Origin of the sequence: Nonomuraea sp. NPDC049695 (genome assembly GCF_040674955.1) — a bacterium.
GTDB classification, from domain to species: domain Bacteria; phylum Actinomycetota; class Actinomycetes; order Streptosporangiales; family Streptosporangiaceae; genus Nonomuraea; species Nonomuraea helvata.
This window is the reverse complement of sequence record NZ_JBFANV010000064.1, coordinates 49,585-65,865: the sequence shown is the minus strand read 5'-3', so window position 1 is coordinate 65,865 and position 16,281 is coordinate 49,585. Positions and strand designations below refer to the sequence as shown.

The 16,281-nt window shown below is 67.8% G+C and carries 17 protein-coding genes and 1 tRNA gene; 8 read left to right on the top strand and 10 right to left on the bottom strand.

Translation table 11 applies throughout. From position 1 onward, the window contains the following. Both AB0J64_RS39560 and AB0J64_RS39555 read left to right on the top strand, forming a co-directional pair. Positions 1 to 188 (top strand): hypothetical protein (locus AB0J64_RS39560; RefSeq protein ID WP_364039344.1); only part of this gene is annotated, 188 nt, incomplete at its 5' end. 296 nt (positions 189 to 484) lie between these two features. Next, positions 485 to 652 carry a hypothetical protein gene (locus tag AB0J64_RS39555; RefSeq protein ID WP_364039341.1) on the top strand — a complete coding sequence of 56 codons (168 nt, stop codon included), beginning with the start codon at positions 485 to 487 and terminating at the stop codon, positions 650 to 652. A 354-nt stretch (positions 653 to 1,006) separates the two neighbouring features. On the opposite strand, the gene AB0J64_RS39550 is transcribed toward AB0J64_RS39555, so the two are convergent. The 3 genes from AB0J64_RS39550 to AB0J64_RS39540 all read right to left on the bottom strand — a co-directional run bounded on the left by AB0J64_RS39550 (position 1,007) and on the right by AB0J64_RS39540 (position 4,546). Further along, positions 1,007 to 1,522, bottom strand: a complete 516-nt coding sequence (locus AB0J64_RS39550) for a hypothetical protein (protein WP_364039339.1) — start codon at positions 1,520 to 1,522, stop codon at positions 1,007 to 1,009. A gap of 1,625 nt (positions 1,523 to 3,147) precedes the next feature. Then, on the bottom strand, positions 3,148 to 3,534 hold the full coding sequence (locus AB0J64_RS39545) for a hypothetical protein (protein WP_364039336.1): 387 nt from the start codon (positions 3,532 to 3,534) through the stop codon (positions 3,148 to 3,150). A gap of 142 nt (positions 3,535 to 3,676) precedes the next feature. After that, positions 3,677 to 4,546 (bottom strand): GntR family transcriptional regulator, encoded by an 870-nt coding sequence (locus AB0J64_RS39540; protein WP_364039333.1) that lies wholly within the window; start codon positions 4,544 to 4,546, stop codon positions 3,677 to 3,679. A 110-nt stretch (positions 4,547 to 4,656) separates the two neighbouring features. Here AB0J64_RS39540 and AB0J64_RS39535 point away from each other — a divergent pair, with 110 nt between their 5' ends. Genes AB0J64_RS39535 through AB0J64_RS39525 form a run of 3 tightly spaced genes read left to right on the top strand, consistent with a single transcriptional unit; the run spans position 4,657 to position 7,528 of the window. Next, positions 4,657 to 6,138, top strand: coding sequence for a replication initiator (locus tag AB0J64_RS39535; protein ID WP_364039330.1), 1,482 nt, complete (start codon positions 4,657 to 4,659; stop codon positions 6,136 to 6,138). After that, the gene (locus tag AB0J64_RS39530) at positions 6,135 to 6,335 is read left to right on the top strand and encodes a helix-turn-helix domain-containing protein (RefSeq protein ID WP_345002291.1); all 201 of its coding nucleotides are present in this window, start codon (positions 6,135 to 6,137) and stop codon (positions 6,333 to 6,335) included. Before AB0J64_RS39535 ends, AB0J64_RS39530 begins: the two co-directional genes overlap by 4 nt. Next, positions 6,332 to 7,528 (top strand): site-specific integrase, encoded by a 1,197-nt coding sequence (locus AB0J64_RS39525; protein ID WP_364039327.1) that lies wholly within the window; start codon positions 6,332 to 6,334, stop codon positions 7,526 to 7,528. Before AB0J64_RS39530 ends, AB0J64_RS39525 begins: the two co-directional genes overlap by 4 nt. Positions 7,529 to 7,575: 47 nt before the next feature. Here AB0J64_RS39525 and AB0J64_RS39520 read toward each other — a convergent pair. From AB0J64_RS39520 to AB0J64_RS39490, 7 genes are all read right to left on the bottom strand, one after another. Further along, positions 7,576 to 7,647: transfer RNA gene (locus AB0J64_RS39520), tRNA-Val, on the bottom strand. 17 nt (positions 7,648 to 7,664) lie between these two features. After that, a complete protein-coding gene (locus tag AB0J64_RS39515) occupies positions 7,665 to 8,606 on the bottom strand; it encodes an ROK family protein (protein ID WP_364039324.1) in 942 nt (313 codons plus the stop codon). Positions 8,607 to 8,872: 266 nt separating this feature from the next. Continuing rightward, positions 8,873 to 9,187, bottom strand: a complete 315-nt coding sequence (locus AB0J64_RS39510; RefSeq protein WP_364039321.1) for a hypothetical protein — start codon at positions 9,185 to 9,187, stop codon at positions 8,873 to 8,875. Between the two features lie 14 nt (positions 9,188 to 9,201). After that, positions 9,202 to 9,663 carry a peroxiredoxin gene (locus AB0J64_RS39505; protein WP_364039347.1) on the bottom strand — a complete coding sequence of 154 codons (462 nt, stop codon included), beginning with the start codon at positions 9,661 to 9,663 and terminating at the stop codon, positions 9,202 to 9,204. Between the two features lie 31 nt (positions 9,664 to 9,694). After that, on the bottom strand, positions 9,695 to 10,123 hold the full coding sequence (locus AB0J64_RS39500; RefSeq protein ID WP_364039318.1) for a DUF3052 domain-containing protein: 429 nt from the start codon (positions 10,121 to 10,123) through the stop codon (positions 9,695 to 9,697). A 117-nt stretch (positions 10,124 to 10,240) separates the two neighbouring features. Beyond that, positions 10,241 to 10,648, bottom strand: coding sequence for a secondary thiamine-phosphate synthase enzyme YjbQ (locus tag AB0J64_RS39495; RefSeq protein ID WP_357600536.1), 408 nt, complete (start codon positions 10,646 to 10,648; stop codon positions 10,241 to 10,243). 10 nt (positions 10,649 to 10,658) lie between these two features. Next, positions 10,659 to 10,841, bottom strand: a complete 183-nt coding sequence (locus tag AB0J64_RS39490) for a DUF1918 domain-containing protein (protein WP_364039314.1) — start codon at positions 10,839 to 10,841, stop codon at positions 10,659 to 10,661. 106 nt (positions 10,842 to 10,947) lie between these two features. On the opposite strand from AB0J64_RS39490, the gene AB0J64_RS39485 reads away from it, so the two are divergent. From AB0J64_RS39485 to aceE, 3 genes are all read left to right on the top strand, one after another. Then, on the top strand, positions 10,948 to 12,360 hold the full coding sequence (locus AB0J64_RS39485) for an ATP-binding protein (protein ID WP_364039311.1): 1,413 nt from the start codon (positions 10,948 to 10,950) through the stop codon (positions 12,358 to 12,360). Continuing rightward, positions 12,357 to 13,010, top strand: a complete 654-nt coding sequence (locus AB0J64_RS39480) for a response regulator transcription factor (RefSeq protein WP_364039308.1) — start codon at positions 12,357 to 12,359, stop codon at positions 13,008 to 13,010. Before AB0J64_RS39485 ends, AB0J64_RS39480 begins: the two co-directional genes overlap by 4 nt. Before the next feature lie 377 nt (positions 13,011 to 13,387). Next, the gene (aceE, locus tag AB0J64_RS39475) at positions 13,388 to 16,135 is read left to right on the top strand and encodes a pyruvate dehydrogenase (acetyl-transferring), homodimeric type (protein ID WP_345002300.1); all 2,748 of its coding nucleotides are present in this window, start codon (positions 13,388 to 13,390) and stop codon (positions 16,133 to 16,135) included. The last annotated feature ends 146 nt before the right edge of the window (positions 16,136 to 16,281 follow it).

Sequence of the window (16,281 nt, the reverse complement as noted above, 5' to 3'; positions counted from 1 at the left end):
GCCGGCCGGTTCAGGACCCGCTCGGCGATCACGAGCTCCTCCCGCTCGGCCTGGACCTCCTGCAACTGCCTGGGAACTCCTCAGCGAGCGTGTCCAGTTCACTCCTGCGAGCCGTGATCCGCTCCAGCTCCCGCATCCCCAAACCCTCCCACCCTCGCCCGGCGTGCCGGACCGGCCAGGGATCGTAGAAGCGGTACCGCGGCAAGCGCAGCAGAACCCAAGGACGGCCCCGAACGACATGTCCGACGATCTCGCCGTGGACACCCGCCGACGACCAGCGCGAGTAGCTCTCCCGACCCTCACACCAGACCCGTGACCAGCAACTTCACGATGCACACCACTCAGAGCGTGAACGAGTTGGTCGCACGTCTCCGCACGGCCGGAGGCGACTACGACGATGTAGAGGTCAAGTCGGCGGCAGGCACTACCCGTCATCCGCCCAGGCGACGACCTGAACGAGACGGAACTACGCGTCTACGACACCTTGGCGGCCGGGACACGCAGTGTCGCTGACCTCAAGCAGCAACTGAACCTGTCCGCACCCAACATCCGCAAGGCACTCCGTGATCTGAGATCGAGGGGGTTCGTCGAGCAACTGGGGGCGAGGACGGCCAACAACCTACCGGAAACTCTCGGAGTAGAGGGATGCTGATGTCCTTGGACGCCGGTACGCCTACGCCCAGCGAGACAAGATAGCCGCTGATGTCCAGTTGAACGAGACTGACCAGGTCACTCTCGTCGATGACGACGAAACTCGGGTGTGCTCGCGTGCGCGAGCCAGCGGCACGAGAGGCCCGTAGCATGATCGCTGCGGGGCTTGTTGATGCAGGTGGGCGGTACTGGGTTCGAACCAGTGACCCCTCGCTTGTAAGGCGCACCAGGAGAGGGCGGGATCTTGGCCGATACCCGCCCTCACCTGGGGTTATGGTCCCGTGCGGTCCTCTGGAGTCCAGGGCCGTCCGGGGCGATTGTCACTCAGTTAGTCACCCAGCATCTGGCCCGTGGGCTAGGGCTGCTGCCATGCGTCACGACCGTTGCTCCACAGCTCGGAGGCGTGGTAGGCGAACCGGTCGAACAAGCCGTCGTCCTGGTACCGCCGCAGGTGCAGCATCGGCGAGTCGTGTCCCACCAGCTTGGCCAGGTGAGGGGTGACCAGCATCTCCGAGTCGAAACGGAACACGCTCATGGCGATGTGCTCGTCGCCGTATCGGGCCTCGATGCCGGGGACGTCGCGTAGCTGCTCGATCTCCGACAGCGTGATCCGGATGCGCGTGGACACGGTCAGCGGGACGTTCTCCACCTCCTCACGGCGGTGGGTGACCTCGCTCTCCGGGTCGCCGACGAGGAACCGGATCTTGCAGCCCTGCTGTGCTTTCCGCTTGAGGACCTTCGCCAGGTTCGGGTGTTCCAGCCACAGGAAGTAGTTCGTGTAACCGGCGAACACGATCTCGTTGCGCGCCGCGTTGATGAGATTGCGCCAAATTGATTTCGGGCACGCGGAGCGATACGGATATACGCTCAAGACTTCTTTGTCTGGTCCCGTTTTAACCGTATTGCGAATTGCGTCTGGCCATAGCACGGCTGTCTCAACTCCTAGTGCCTCTGCGGCGGCCCACTGGTGCCGCAGGTGCGGGACACGAGCCTCGTCCTGCAGCCAGCGTTCCACCGTCTTGACGTCCACGCCACACCGGTCGGCCAAGCTCTGGCTCGTGACCTTGGCGTTCAGCATGGCGCTGCGTAGGGCGACGTTGGCCACGGTACACCTCGGGACAGAGGACGTCAGGGACGTTTTGAGCGTAACGCCATAACGTCCTGGACGTCTCTATAACGCGGTGGGTTCGTCACGCAAAGGTAAGCACGCTGATCCCATGTCAACCCCGGTAATTCTCGGAGATCTCCAAGCGGCTTTTCCTGGTTGGTGTATTTGGCGTAGTTCTGGCGGACGTCTCTGGGCAACTCGAAACGGCCGACGTCTATCCCAGTACGAGGTAGACCACGGTCTCTGCCAGACGATCGACGCGGATGACGTCGCTCAACTGGCTGAGCGGTTGAAGGAGCAGGAAGCAGCAGAGCAAGCACTGTGAGCGCCCCTTCGCCCGGAATCGGCTGTCACGTCGAGATCGTAGACATGCTCCACAGCCCAGCACAGACGCGAGCGTGGGCCCCATCGCTGCTCGGTCGTCGCGGGACCGTGGTGGCTGTGCTGCGGAACGGCAGCCTGTGCTTGCTCAAACTCAACGGACAGCCGGAGGAGCTGCCCGGAGGGGTGCAGCGCTGGCCAGTCCACTGGGATGACCTACTCGTACACGACGATCCGGCAGGACCGCAGAAGCCAGCATGCGACTACCGGCTCGGCCTGTCCAACCACGAGAGGAATGCCGTACAGCATGCCGTACGGGCCAAGCAGAAGGTGAGCTTGTGCGGCGAAGCAGTGAGCCCGCTGCCGACCCTCGGTTGGTGCTTGCCTTTCCTGCCCACAGCTACGCGCGCCTGCCCGGCCTGCGTCCATCTGGCCCAACGGCCCGCGGAAGAGGGGGCGATGCCTTCCACGGTCCCTCTTCCCTCGTCGCGATAGCCGCTCAACCGTGTTCCGGCTGAGGGGGCAGGTTGGTACTCACCTCGTACGCCGTCGACTCACCGCGTAGCGGCAGCGGGCCGGGGGCGGAGTGTCAAGCTCGGCTTCGTGTGTACGTTCGCCGGTTGCCGTTCCTCGGTCATGCGTTGTCCTGCGGTCAGAGCCGGGCTTGATGCGGAGGACTCGGCTTGCTGGGCTTGCCTGAGTCGATGGTGTGCGAGGTGATCACCTCGGTGCCGGAGCGCTCCCGCCGGAGGCATAGGGCTTGAAGAGTCTCCCGTCCTATGTGAGCGGAGCGGCCGGCGCCCATGCGAAGCACCCGAAGGGCCGCGAAGCGGTGGGGGCCGGCGGCGGAGCGGGGCGACGGTGCGGAGGTCGGCGACAGAGGGTGTACGGCAGTGCGGCGGCCGTGCGGTGGCACGGCCCGAGCCGCTGCCGCCCGGGACCGGCCCCCAGGCCGCATGCCCGGGACGGCAGGCGGGCGCGGGGCCGTGCGCACGGCGCGGAGCGCCGTCGCCTTGAACCAGTAAAGAAACTCTGAGCCAGCTCAGCGAACTGTACTGTGTCGGGTCTCATGACCACGAAGATCCTTCAACGGTGACCTTGAGTTGGCCGAGTGGGTCAGCCCTGCTCAGCTCCTCCATGAGTGCCGTTTCGGAGAGACCGGGCGGCCCATAGGGCGCGTACCATTGCTGGCCATCGTTCGTGGTCACGGAAATTCGTTGATCGTCGACGATAAGAGTTGCTTCGTGCACTCGGCCTTGACGTATCTCTTGAAGGATGAATGAGAGATCACGCCTGTCGTAAGGGTCGTATGTCGCGAAAGCAACCAGCGCCCCGGCGAGGACGTGCGCAATGGCCAATGCGGTCAGCAACTTGACTCTTGGCCTGGGAAGGCTGTCCCCGGATAAGGAATTGATCATGGAGCCCCTTTCATGCGGCGTGATCAAGTGTGCCATGCGCCTTCATTCCGGCATGACGAGAACCGCACCGATGTCTGAGGGAGCCAAGAAGGTACTTAAACGTCTCGGTGACAGCCTGGATCGGTAGCGGCACTGCCGCCGCAAGATGAGATGCCGACTTCCAGGTTGGAAATGGTGCCTAGATAACGAGGTCAATACCGTTGTCTATCAGTTCCTGTGGGGTGAGGTCGGCCTGGGGATCATCGGCCAGTTCGCGGTGGTGGCCGATCTCGTAGCGGTTGGCGGGGGCTTTGAGCTCGGTGACTTCGATGGGGTGGCCGTTGGGGTGGGCCATGGTGCGGCGGATGATGAGGACCGCTTCGGCGTAGTCCATGCCGAGTGCGGTGCGTTCGTCTTCATAGGCGATGCGGGCGGTGGTGAGGGTCATCCAGCGGACGGGGCCGTGTTCGCGGATGAGTGACTGGTAGAAGAGGCCGGGGCGCTTGCGGTACTGGGCGTGGCGCTTGGGGTCGTCCCAGTCGGGGAGCAGGTCGGCGTTGGTGTAGGAGTTGATCTCCAGGCGGGCCGATGCGCCGTGGATGGCGGCGGCGTGGCCTCGGTGCCACATGCTGCGGCGGTGGATGACCGCGTGACCGGGGCGGACGCTGAGCATGATCGCGACGTCGCGGTTGGCGGTGGTCTTCTCGCCAGTGAAGAGCGGGGCCTCGTGGTCGCGTTGGGCGAGGTCCCAGCCGAAGGCTTGGACGTCGGGGTGGTTACCGGGGGCGGCGAGATCGGGTCGGTCGCGGTCGGTGATGAGGATGGTGCGGCGTTCAGGCATGGGGCGGACGAAGGAGCCGCGTCCGCGCATGACGTAGGCCAGCCCTTCGGAGACCAGGGTTTCGATGGCCTTGCGGACGGTGGGGCGGGAGACGTCGTACTTCCTGACGAGTTCGGGTTCGCTGGGCAGTGCGCCGCCAGGGGGATAGCGGCCGTCCAGGATGGCGGCTCGTAGGTCGTTCGCGATGACGCGCCAGCGGGCGTCCTTGTCGTCGGGGCTGATGTCCATGGTGGCCTTCCTTGGTAAATCCTCAGGACTACTTGTACTACAGGTTGACGAGCACGCGCCATGTCTGTCAACCTGTAGTACAAGTGGTCCAGCGAAGGAGGTGGTGTCCTATGAGCAAGGAGGAACGGCACGACGATCAGCCATCCAGCGTCGAGTGGATGGCTGATTTGGCCCGCCTGGTCAACGCCCCGGGCTATGAGCGGTGGCGCTCCATGGTCGCGGCGACCGGCGGGTGCGCCCATCCGGTGCACCTGGCCGGACAGTCGATGATCGTGGACACGGGCACGGGCGAGATCCTGCACGCGTACACAACCGATGGGGAGCCCTCGGGACATCTCCTGGTGGCCTGCGGCAACCGCCGCGTGTCAGTGTGCCCGGCGTGCTCGCAGACCTACCAGGCCGACACATTCCACCTGATCCGGGCGGGCCTTTCAGGAGGCAAAGGCGTGCCCGAGACGGTCAGCGCACACCCTCGGGCATTCGTCACCCTGACCGCCCCCTCCTTCGGCCCCGTCCACTCGCACCGCGACGGCCGCCCCTGTCGTCCCCGCAACCGCGCCAGGCGGTGCGAGCACGGGCGGCCGGTCGGCTGCCACCTCCGACACGAGCCCCAGGACGAACGGCTCGGCCAGCCGATCTGCCCCGACTGCTACGACTACACGGGCGCGGTGCTGTGGCAGGCACACGCGGGCGCGCTGTGGCACCGCTTCACCCTGGCCATCCGCCAGGAGCTGGCCAACCAGACCGGGATGACCCGCCGTGCCTTCGCCCAGCACGCCAAGGTGTCCTTCGCCAAGGTCGCCGAGTACCAGCGGCGCGGCCTGATCCACTTCCACGCCATCATTCGCCTCGACGGACCCGCCGGACATACCCAGCCGCCACCCGACTGGGCAGACCACCATCTGCTCGTCCAGGCCATCCCGCCCGCTGTCCGGCAGGTCGCCGTCACCACGCCGCCAAGCGATCTCGGCCGGTGGACCCTTACCTGGGGTGATCAGCTCGACATCCGCCCCATCCTGCTCGATGCCAGGGCCGACGGGCTCAGCGAGCGAGCCGTCGCCTCCTATGTCGCCAAGTACGCCACCAAGGGAGCCGAAGCCTCCGGCACCGTCGATCACCGCCTGTCCTGCCGGGCCTGCGCCGGACGCGGAAGGCTGAGTCTGATGGCCGCCTGCGGGCACTGCCACGGTACGGGCCTCAAGCCCGGCCTGAGCCTCGACGCCTTGCCCGTCACCGACCACGCGCGCCGCATGATCCGCACCTGCGGGGACCTCGGGGGACGTCCTGAGTTCAGGGCGCTGCGGCTCCGCCCGTGGGCGCACATGCTCGGCTTTCGCGGCCACTTCTCCAGCAAGAGCCGCGCCTACTCGCTCAACCTCACCGACCTGCGCAACGCTCGTGCCGCCCATCGCGCCGCCGAAGCCCGCGAGCGCCACGGCCTGCCAGCCCTCGACGACGCCACCACCCTCGTCCTGGGCCACTGGCGCTTCGCCGGAATCGGCTACACCCCGGGCGAAGCGATCATGGCCGAGCACATCCGCCAGCGTGTCCAGACCGCCCGCAAGATCGCGGCAGAGCAGGCGGATGGATGACCCCACCCCTACCCGCCCACGACCGGCGGCTCTACCGCGTCTGCGAGGCCATGTACCTGCTCAGCCTCAGTCGAAGCGTGATCTACGAACTCATCCGCTCAGGACGCCTCCGCTCCGTAACCCAGGGGCGCACCCGGCTCATCCCCGCCTCAGCCATAGAGGACTACATCTCCCTACTCGAACAGGAGGCTTCATGACCGAACGACGCAGCCGAGGAGACGGCGGCCTGCACTGGGACGAGCAGCGGCAACGCTGGATCGCCTCGGTGACGGTCGGCTACACCCCGGCCGGCAAGCGCATCGTCAAGAAGGCCAGCGGCAAGACCAAGACCGAAGCCAAGGCCAAGCTCAAAGAGATCGTCCGCGACCATGAGGACGGCCTGGCCATCGCGCCCACCAACTACACGGTGGCCGATGCCGTCCGCTACTGGCTTCAGCACGGCCTCGGCGGGCGTTCCCCCGCAACCGTCAAGATGTACAACAGCTACGCCGACACGCACGTGATACCTGCCCTCGGCGCCCGCAAGCTGCGAGACCTGTCCGTGGAGGACGTGGACAAGTGGCTGGCCAGCAAGACGGGCGAACTGAGCACCCGATCGCTCAAGCTGATCCACGGCATCCTCAACCGGGCGGTCAAGAGTGCGATGCGTCGCGACAAGGTGAAGCGCAACGTCGTGGACCTGTGCGACATCCCGGAGGGACGCGCCGGGCGTCCTTCTAAGGCGCTGACGCTGGCGCAAGCTCTCGCCGTCCTCACGCAGGCCGAGAAGAGCGGTGAGCGCATGCGGGCCTACATCGTCCTCTCACTCCTGATCGGCGCTCGTACGGAGGAGTTGAGGGCGCTGCTCTGGTCGCACGTCGTGGCATACGACGAAGCTAGGGCCGCGTGGCTGCCGGTGGGGGAGACGGGCTGGGAGCACGAGGAGTTTGCGATCTACGTCTGGCGGTCCGTCCGGCAGAAGGGCGACACCAAGACGGTGAAGTCCCGCCGGTCGCTCAAACTGCCCCGGCGCTGCGTGGAGGCGCTGCGCCTGCTCAGGGAAGCCCAAGAGATCGCGCAGAAGAAGGGAGGAGATCGCTGGAAGGATACGGATCTCGTGTTCTGCACGCGGACCGGCACGCCCGTCACGGCCCACAACGTACGGCGCGACTTTCGGAAGGTCGTGGAAGCGGCAGGGCTCACCGGACGGGAGTGGTCACCTCGCGAGCTGCGGCACAGCTTTGTGTCCGTGCTGTCAGACTCAGGCGTCCCCATCGAGGACATCTCGCGCCTGGTCGGGCACTCCAACACGGTGGTCACCGAGACGGTCTACAGGCACCAGATCCGCCCCGTGATCATGCAAGGAGCTGCGGCGATGGACAAGATCTTCGGGAGTTGGTCACTCACTTAGTCACTCAGACGCCGTTTTCAAGATCAGAGATCAAATGTTTACGCAGGTGGGCGGTACTGGGTTCGAACCAGTGACCCCTCGCTTGTAAGGCGAGTGCTCTACCGCTGAGCTAACCGCCCCTGATCGGCACTACACCTTACGACACCACAGGGCCCGATCGCACATCCACCACCCACCCAGGCCCCAGTTCGGGGCGGCCGGCGGCGCGCCAGCCCAGGAGGGCGGCTCCGAGCATGCTGGCGTCCACCCCGAGCGCCGCCGGGACCAAGGGGGGTGCGTCGCGGAAGGCCAGGCGCTTGACGAGGCGGGTGCGTACCGGGTCGAAGAGGGCGGGGCCCGCTTCTGCCAGGCCGCCGCCGAGGACGATCACCGAGGGGTCCAGCAGCAGCGTGTACGTGGCCAGGGCCAGCGACAGGGCCTCCACGGCCTCGTCCCAGACCTCGATGGCGATCGGGTCGTCGGAGGAGACCACCTGCTCCGCCTTGACGCCTTCCACGCCGGCTCGCTGGCTGTAGCGGCGTCCCACCGAGGCCGCCGAGGCGTACGTCTCCAGGCAGCCGAACTGGCCGCACGCGCACTGCTCCCCGTCCGGGAAGACCGGGGTGTGGCCGATCTCGCCGGCCCAGCCCGAGGAGCCGCCGTACGGCTCCCCACGGATGATCGAGGCGCCGGCGATCCCCGTGCCGATGGGGAGGAAGAGGAAGTCCGAGAGGCCACGGCCCGCGCCCAGGATGCTCTCCGCGAGGCCGCCGGTGCGTACGTCGTGACCGAGCAGGACCGGGATGTCCAGGCTGGTGAAGCTGGCGGCGGGGACGTCGCGCCAGCCGAGGTTCGCCGCGTACACGGCGGAGTTGTCGGACACCAGGCCAGGTACGGCCAGGCCGACGCCCGCGGGGATGCCGTCGCCCGAGGAGGCCAGGTGGCTGATGAAGCCGGAGATGGCGGCCACGACCGCCTCTGGGCCCTCCGCCCGGGGGGTCGGGCGCCGCTCGCTCAGCAGCACCGCGCCGGACTCGCTGACCAGGCCGCCCTTCATGGACGTGCCACCGACGTCGAGCGCGACTACGAACGAACTCATTGCGGACACGGAAAGAGACGATAGCGCAGCTCAGTAAATGTCTGGAAAGGGTCTGGCGTGCTACGTCCGGACCGCTCGGGGTTGGCCCGCGTCTTCCCGGGGGTCTGGCTACACCTTTCCGGGCTTCATGGGCTCCTTCGCGGTCCCCGGCTGCTCCAGCGGCCTTCCCGTAAGGCAAGCCCGTACCCCCGGCCTTTCCCGGAAGGGCAGGCCCGAACTGGCGGCCTTCCCGGAAGGCCGGCCCGTACCGGACACGCCAGAGGTGCTCAGGCGCGCCCGAGCACCCGGTTGAGCGCCGCCTCCACCTCAGCCGACAGCCCGGGAGGCGGCGTCCCGGCAGGGGCCGTGAGGGCGTCCGAGCGGGCCTGTCGTACGGCGCCGCAGGACCGGCACTCCACCTCGCCCAGCCGGCAGATCAGCGCCGAGGACCCGCACGTCGAGCACGAGTCCAGGTCGAGGTCGTGCAGTCGTTGACAGTCCGGGCAGATCAACACCTGGGTCTCGTGGCGCACCCCGCGCTGCCACGGGCTGGCGCCGCGCACCGGGTCGGTCTGCCGGGCCCCGCAGCGGTAGCAGGGCATTGTTCCCTCCGAAGTCAAGAAATGTCGGCGAGTGCCTTCACGTAGTCGGCGACGTCACGTGCGGAGGAGATCGGATTGACGACCGACCACCGGATCACGCCCTCGCCGTCGATGACGAAGGTCCCCCGAAGGGCGACCCCCTTCGTCTCGTCCAACACACCGTACGCCCGCGCGACCTGACCGTGTGGCCAGAAATCGGAGAGCAGCGGAAACGTATAACCCTCGCGATCCGCCCACGCACGGTGCGTGAACACGGAGTCGACCGAGACGGTCAGCAGCTGTGCGCCCTCGAGAGGCTGCTCGCGCAGGGCGGACAGCTCGCTGTGACAGATCCCGCTGAAGGCAAGCGGGTAGAAGACCAGCACGACCTTGGAGCCCCGGAACTGAGAAAGGCAAACCGGGGTGCCGTGCTGGTCCTGCAGCTCGAAATCCGGAGCCAGGGCGCCGACCTCGGCAGGATGTGCTTTCACAGGCATCATCCTGCCGCATGGAAGGCGCTCGAACCCCCTACCGTTTGCCCTTGGGCGTGACGAGCCTGGTGCCGGACCAGTCGGGTGCGGCGGAGATGCTGCTGGTCTGCGAGAGACCCGCGGTAGCGGCATCCTCCCCGATGTCGCTCGGCTCCACGTGGCCATCGCGCCCGGCCTTGGGAGTCAGCAGCCAGATCTGGCCGCCGTCGGCGAGTGCTCGCATGGCGTCGCTGAGGGCGTCGAAGAGGTCTCCGTCGCCGTCGCGCCACCACAGCAGCACAACGTCGACGACGTCGTCACTCTCCTCATCCAGCAGCTCGTTGCCGGTCAGGTTCTCGATGGACTCGCGAAGCTCGTCGTCGACGTCCTCGTCCCAACCGATCTCCTGCACCACCTGACCCGGCTTGAGGCCGAGCCGTTCGGCCAGGCCGCGCTCGCCCTGCGCCTGACCCGCGGTCGCGCTCACGTTTATCCCTCCTGCTTGAGTGGCCCCGCTTATGCGGTTTATCGCTTCGGCACAGTCCACACGCTGTGACCCTCAGTCGTCAACGGTCGCCACGGGTGCGGCCGTAGTCGGCCAGAATCAATCAGACAAAAACGACAGGCGAACCTGGCGTTGCGGGTTGTCGACGTTCAGGTCGACAAGTGCGATCGACTGCCATGTGCCGAGCGCCAATCGCCCGCCCAGCACGGGCACCGTGGCGTACGGCGGGATCAGTGCCGGCATGACATGCGACCTTCCGTGACCCCGCGAACCGTGCGCGTGACCCCAGCGGTCATCGGGCGGCAGCAGGTCGCGCAGCGCGGCGAGCAGGTCGTCGTCGCTGCGCGAGCCCAGCTCGAGCAGGGCGACACCGGCCGTCGCATGGGGCACGAAGATGTGCAGCAGCCCGTCCCCGCCCTGCGCGCGCACGAAATCAGAGCATTCGCCCGTGATGTCGTGCACCGTCTCTCGTGACCCTGTGGCCACAGAGATGATTTCAGATCTCACAGGGGAAATCCTACTTATGCACCACGACGGCATCCGGCCCAGGAAACACCAGTCCGGTGTGCCCGTCGTCGAAGCGCACCATGTACGGAGGTTCGCCACCGGGGCCCTGGACCTCCATGATCACACCACTCCGGTCCCTTTCGCCGACGATATGCCCGTGCACCAGGAGCCGGTCTCCTACCGCAGCATTCATACATCCCACATTGGTACGCGGAAAGCCGTACGAAAAGAGCGATTCGCAAGTTTTGCTCCCCCTGCAGGGGGAGGGAGAAATATGACCGAAACGTTACGATTCGCTGATGTGGCGTTTCGGGCTCCGCGGCCGGATGGCGATGTCGTACGTGCTGGTCACGGCCACCGCGGTGCTGCTGGTCGAGGCCGTGATCGTGGCCCTTTACGTGCTCCCGCAGGCCGGCGCGACGGACCTGGCCTCGGTGCTGCGGGACCAGGCGGGGCGGGACGCCAAGGTGCTCAGCCTGGACGCGGCCAGGCGGCCGCCGCCGCTGCCCGACGCCTCGGGCCGCGATCTCCTGCAGAAGGCGACGTCGAGGCCAGGGACCCTCCTGAGCGGCGTCAGGCCGCCCGAGCCGGGCTTCGCCATGCTGGAGATGCTCGTCGACACGGAAGGCGTGATCGTCGGCAGCTCCGCGCCCGAGATCTACGGCGTGGGCACCGGCCTGGACGTTCCCCTGCCGGGCCGCGAGGGAGGCGGCGGCACGGCCAGGACCAGGACGGGCACGACGGTCTGGCACTTCAGCCCCGTGACCGTGAAGACGCCGGTGGGCCTGCAGATCCTCGGGTACGTGTACGTCCAGGCCCCGGCGGAGGCCGCGCCCGCCGCGCCGGTCGTGGGCTCGCTCGCGCCCTTGCTGGTGCCCGGGCTGGTGGCGGTGGGCCTGGTGGTGCCGGTCGGGCTGGTGTTCGGCCTGCTCAGCACGCGCCGGCTGACCACCAGGGTGCGCCGCCTCGCCGGCGTCACGACGGCCGTGGCCTCGGGCGACTTCCGGCCACGGGTGGCGGTCACGGGGAGCGATGAGGTGAGCACGCTCGAGCGTTCGTTCAACCTCATGACCGACCGGCTCGGCGCGGCGGTCGAGGGCGCCAGGCTGACAGCGCGGGCCGAGGCCCGCCAGGCCGAACGCGGCAGGATCGCCAGGGAGCTGCACGACTCGATCTCCCAGGACCTGTTCTCGCTGAGCCTGCTGGCCGGGGGCATGCGCAGGGCCGCGCCGGACGCCCTGCGCGAACAGGCCGAGGCGATGGAGCGCACCGCCGCCCGCGCGATGCGGGAGATGCAGGCGCTGCTGCTGGAGCTGCGGCCGGTGGCGCTGGAGGACGTGGGCCTGCTGCCCGCCCTGGAGGAGCTCTGCCACGCGTACGAGACGCGGCTCGGCGTCGAGGTCCGGGCCGAGCTGGCGGAGGTCGCCCTCTCGCCCCCGGCCGAGCACGCGGTGCTGCGCCTCGTCCAGGAGGCGCTCGGCAACGCGATCAAGCACGCGGAGCCGACCAGGATCACGGTACGGCTGGGCCGCCACGACGGCCCGGTCACCGTGGAGGTGTCGGACGACGGCCAGGGCTTCGACCCTTCCGGCGTGGCCGCCAAGCACGGCATGGGCCTGGCGCTGATGCGCGAGCGGGTGGCGGAGCTCGGCGGCCGATGGGAGATCCACAGCGACGGGAGCGGCACCACGGTGAGAGCGAGCCTGCCATGACCATCCGCGTCCTCATCGTCGACGATCACGAGGTGGTGCGCCAGGGGCTGCGGTTCGTCCTGGAGCAGGAGGAGGGGATCGAGGTCGTGGGGGAGAGCGGCGACGGGTCGGCGGCGCTGCACGCCGTCCGGGGGCTGCGGCCCGACGTGGTGCTGCTCGACCTGGTCATGCCCGCCATGGACGGGCTCGCGGTGCTGGAGAGGCTGCGCGGGGAGGCGGAGCGGCCCGCGGTGATCGTGCTGACCTCGTTCCAGGAGGAGGACAGGGTGGTGGAGGCGGTACGGCTCGGCGCGCTGTCGTACCTGTCCAAGACGACCGCGGTCGACCGGGTGGTGGAGGCGGTGCGCGCGGCGGCGCGGGGCGGCAGCGTGCTGGAGCCCGGGATCGCGGCGCTGCTGCTCGGGCGGGTGCGCCAGGGCGGGCGCCCGAGGCCGCTCGACCTGCTGACGCCCAGAGAGCGGCAGGTGCTGTCGGCCGTGGCCAGGGGGCGGTCGAACGCGGAGATCGCCAGGGACCTGCGCATGGGCAGGGAGACCGTCAAGACGCACGTCTCCAGCATCCTGGCCAAGCTCGGCGTGGCCGACCGCACCCAGGCCGCGATCTTCGCGCTCCAGCAGGGCCTCGTCCCGCTGGACGAGGCCCTGGGGTAAGGAGGCGAAGGACCCTCGGGAGCCGCCCCGGGAGGACGGCCGTTAGACTCCCTCGGTCACATCGCGCTGTCGCGGGTGAGAACCTCTCCTCTTCGGGGGAGAGAGGAGAGTACGGGCAGCGGTGGCAAGGGAACATTCGAGCGAAATTTCGTCCGTTTTCCTGTCTTGTTAAATTGCTCCCGGGATGTAACCTTTGGGGGCGATTCGTCCTACCATCGGTGGTCTAGGCCATCTGATCGTCTCTGCCAGCAGGGACGCCTCTGGTTACCGGCCAGTAGAGATGCGTTTTCTACGGCTAGCGACCAGGATGGAAGGCGACCGCGAGGGCTAAGCGCCCAAAAGACCAGACATCAGTCATCCTCGGAAGGCGAGACCCAGTGGCTTCCGGACGCCAGCGATTCTCGATCATCAGCGACGGCCTACCCAGCCAGCTGCCTGATGTCGACCCCAGCGAGACCAACGAGTGGCTCGAGTCTCTCGACAATGTCGTCAAGACCGAAGGCCGCACCAGAGCCCGCTACCTCATGCTGCGCATGCTGGAGCGGGCCCGCGAGCACCAGGTCGGCGTGCCGGGGTTGCGGAGCACCGACTACATCAACACGATCCCGCCGGAGCGCGAGCCCTGGTTCCCGGGTGACGAGCACGTCGAGCGCCGCATCCGCGCCTACATCCGCTGGAACGCCGCGATCATGGTGTCCAGGGCCAACGCCCGCACCAACGTCGGCGGTCACATCGCCACCTACGCCTCCGCCGCCTCCCTCTACGAAGTGGGCTTCAACCACTTCTTCCGCGGCAAGGACCACGGCGAGTCCGGCGACCAGGTCTTCTTCCAGGGGCACGCGGCGCCCGGCATCTACGCCCGCGCCTTCCTCGAGGGCCGGCTCAACGAGGCGCAGCTCGACGCGTTCCGGCAGGAGCTCTCGCACGGCTTCCACGGCCTGCCCTCCTACCCCCACCCGCGCCTCATGCCCGACTTCTGGGAGTTCCCGACGGTCTCCATGGGCCTCGGCCCGATCGGCGCGATCTACCAGGCGCGGTTCAACCGCTATCTGCTCAACCGGCAGCTCAAGGACACCAGCCGCAGCCACGTGTGGGCGTTCCTCGGCGACGGCGAGATGGACGAGCCCGAGTCGCTCGGCGCGATCGGCCTGGCGGCCCGCGAGGAGCTCGACAACCTCACGTTCGTGATCAACTGCAACCTGCAGCGGCTCGACGGTCCGGTACGCGGTAACGGCAAGATCATCCAGGAGCTGGAGTCGTACTTCCGCGGCGCCGGCTGGAACGTGATCAAGGTCGTGTGGGGCCGCGACTGGGACCCGCTGCTCGCGGCCGACGTCGACGGCGTGCTGGTCAACCAGATGAACACGACCCCCGACGGCCAGTTCCAGACGTACTCGGTCGAGTCCGGCGGGTACATCCGCGACAACTTCTTCGGCGGCGACCCGCGCCTGCGCAAGATGGTCGAGCACCTGACCGACGACGACATCCGCAAGCTGTCGCGCGGCGGCCACGACTACCGCAAGGTCTACGCGGCGTTCAAGGCGGCCCGCGAGCACGTCGGCCAGCCGACCGTGATCCTCGCCCAGACCATCAAGGGCTGGACGCTGGGCAAGGACTTCGAGGCGCGCAACGCCACCCACCAGATGAAGAAGCTCACCAAGGCCGAGCTGAAGGAGTTCCGCGACCGGCTCTACCTGCCGATCCCGGACTCGGCTCTGGAGGGCGACCTGCCCCCGTACTTCCACCCGGGCGAGAATGACCCCGAGATCCAGTACATGAAGGAGCGCCGCGCGGCGCTCGGCGGCGTGCTGCCCAAGCGGGTCATGCGCGCCAAGCCGGTCAAGCTGCCCGGCGACGAGGTCTACAGCACCTTCCAGAAGGGCTCGGGCAAGCAGCAGGTGGCCACCACGATGGCGTTCGTGCGGCTGCTGAAGGACCTCATGCGCGACAAGGAGATCGGCCACCGGTTCGTGCCGATCATCCCGGACGAGGCCCGCACGTTCGGTCTCGACGCCATGTTCCCGACGGCCAAGATCTACTCGCCGCACGGCCAGACGTACGAGGCCGTCGACAGGGAGCTGCTGCTGTCGTACAAGGAGGCCGTGCAGGGGCAGATCCTGCACGAGGGCATCAGCGAGTCGGGCTCGATGGCCTCGGCCATCGCGGCCGGCACCGCCTACGCCACGCACGGCGAGCACATGATCCCGATCTACATCTTCTACTCGATGTTCGGGTGGCAGCGCACCGGCGACCAGATGTGGCAGATGGGCGACCAGATGGGCCGCGGCTTCCTGCTCGGCGCCACCGCCGGCCGCACCACGCTGAACGGTGAGGGCCTGCAGCACGAGGACGGCCACACGCCGCTCATCGCCTCGACCAACCCGGCCGCGGTCTCTTATGACCCGTCCTGGGCGTTCGAGGTGGCCCACATCGTCAAGGACGGCCTGCGGAGGATGTACGGCGACCAGCCGGAGGACGTCTTCTACTACCTGACCGTCTACAACGAGCCCTACCTGCAGCCCGCCCAGCCCGCGAACATCGACGTGCAGGGCCTGCTCAAGGGCCTGTACAAGTTCGCCGACGGGCCGCAGATCCAGGGTCCGAAGGCCAACATCCTGGTCTCGGGCGTGGCGGGCCCGTGGGCGATGGAGGCGCAGCGCCTGCTCGCGGAGGACTGGGGCGTGTCGGCTGACGTGTGGTCGGCGACGTCGTGGTCCGAGCTGCGCCGCGATGCCATGGCCTGTGAGGAGCACAACCTGCTCAACCCCGACGCCGAGCAGCGGGTGCCCTACGTGACCCAGGTGCTCTCCCACGCGCAGGGCCCGTTCGTGGGTGTCAGCGACTACATGAAGGCCGTGCAGGACCAGATCGCGCAGTGGGTGCCGGGTGACTGGTCCTCGCTGGGCACCGACGGGTTCGGCCTGTCCGACACGCGCTCGGCGCTGCGCCGCCACTTCCACGTGGACGCCGCCTCGATCACGCTGGCCGTGCTGACCAGCCTGGTCAAGCGGGGCGAGCTCGACGGCGAGGTGCTGCGCGAGGCCATCGCCCGCTACCACCTCAAGAACGGCGTCACCGAGGCCGGCGGCGCCGAGAGCAACGACACCCAGTCGATGGGCGTCTGAGTCATCCGGATGAGGCGCTCCCGCGAAGATTCTTTCGCGGGAGCGCCGTCATTTCAGCGCCCAGGCCGGTTGGCCTGTGAGGCGGCACGTCGAGGAGGGGTACGCGCTGCCTCACCCGGGTATGGTGCGGCGTCACGTATTGTGGG